Source organism: Rhodohalobacter sulfatireducens (genome assembly GCF_022012475.1).
GTDB classification, from domain to species: domain Bacteria; phylum Bacteroidota; class Rhodothermia; order Balneolales; family Balneolaceae; genus Rhodohalobacter; species Rhodohalobacter sulfatireducens.
This window is the reverse complement of the sequence record NZ_JAKLWS010000088.1, coordinates 1-1,667: the sequence shown is the minus strand read 5'-3', so window position 1 is coordinate 1,667 and position 1,667 is coordinate 1. Positions and strand designations below refer to the sequence as shown.

Genomic DNA, 1,667 nt, shown 5'->3' with positions numbered 1-1,667 from the left:
TAGGAGAATCCAGCCGTGCGCATCCCCCAGTCCCGGCTCACATCGGTAAATGTCAGATCCCCGTTGTTGCGAAACAGGTAGTTGGGAACTTTATAAGGTTTGGCATTTCTGAAAATTTCTACTTGTTTCTGTATCGCCTCCTTCGGATCAGAACTTTGCTGAGCCTGATGAATTCTGGCAAGATGATCGTAATCCGTGCCTTCAATTGGAAAACCATTGGTAACGAGGGCATCTTTTAACCCGTCATTGTCGAAATCCACAAACAGTGCCGTCCAGCTCCAGTGCGTATAGGCCACACCCGCTATTCTTGCAACCTCGCTGAAGATTACATCCCCGGCAGGACTCAACCCCTGGTTCATCTGGAGGGTATTCAAGTTGAAATGAGGGAATAATCCCTGTCTTTTAGATTCTTCAAATCCACGGTAGGTATTCGACCCGCTCATTCTTTTTTGGGTAAAAAGGCTATCCGGCATCATATCTGTCTGGAAGATGTCGGGCCAGCCGTTGTTGGTATAATCGGCAATATCGAGTCCCATACCGGAATGACTTGTATGCCGAAGCCATTCAGCTGCGCGATCGGTAAATGTGCCATTCCCGTTGTTGATGTAAAGAACATCGTTCGGAGTCATGTCATTGGATACGTAAATATCGGGCCACCCGTCGCGATTCAGATCCTCTATGGCCACTCCCAGGCCATATCCCAGCTTTCTGAGCATACCTGCCTCTTCAGATATATTGGTAAAAGTTCCATCCCCGTTATTGCGATAGAATCTGTCTTGCCCGGATCTATTTACAGTTTCCTTTCCTCCCATGGGAGTTAAACCTGTTTCACTGCGGGAAAATTCTTCGGGGGAGTTATTGAGAAGAAACAGGTCCAGGTCACCGTCCCGGTCATAATCCAAAAACGCTGATTGAGTGGTGAACCCGGGGTCGTCAATTCCCCATTCAGCCGCCTGTTCGGTGAAGGTACTATTCCCATTGTTAATATATAGCAGATTTCTTCGATCATCTCCGTCACTCCAGGCCGGACCGGATGCTGATAAATAGATATCGAGTAGCTGATCTGAGTTTATATCCACCAGGTTCACACCATGAACACGTCTATCAGTAGGAAAACCTGCAAAATTTGATATCTCCTGAAAAACAAAATTTCCGTTATTGAGGTAAATTTTTGGATCTGTCATTGTCCCTGTAAGCACAATGTCTTGAAATCCGTCGTTGTTTAAATCGCCGATACCTACTCCGCCTCCGTTGTAGATGTATGGATCGAGCAGCGCATTGGTTGAATCATCAGTTATAATTGTATTTTCAAAAGCAAGACCGGTCTCATCAGGATCAAGTTTTTGAAATAATGTTTCAGCGTTATCAGAACTGCAATTGGATAAACCAAGAAACACAAGGATGATTCCAAAAAGATAGAAAGCTGGTTTGATATTTCTGATGAAGTAAATCTTCATGTATAAAATGCGAAGATAGATCGATTACTTTTTAGTTGGGATGAATCCGGAACAGTTGAGTGGAGCCGTTGTTGTTGGAGATAATAAGCAGAGGCCGGTCCTCTGTTTGGACCAGTTGCATGTCCCGTACGTCACCGGGAGCCACGAGCCCGCTTTGCATCGGCGGAACGGGGGTAAAGCCGCCCTGCCCGTCACCGCGCAGCCACAGCC

At 46.3% G+C, this 1,667-nt stretch carries 1 protein-coding gene; it reads right to left on the bottom strand.

Translation table 11 applies throughout. From position 1 onward, the window contains the following. On the bottom strand, nucleotides 1–1,457 hold a 1,457-nt coding region (locus tag L6773_RS21185; RefSeq protein WP_237856669.1), incomplete at its 3' end, for an FG-GAP repeat domain-containing protein. Between the last annotated feature and the right edge of the window lie 210 nt (nucleotides 1,458–1,667).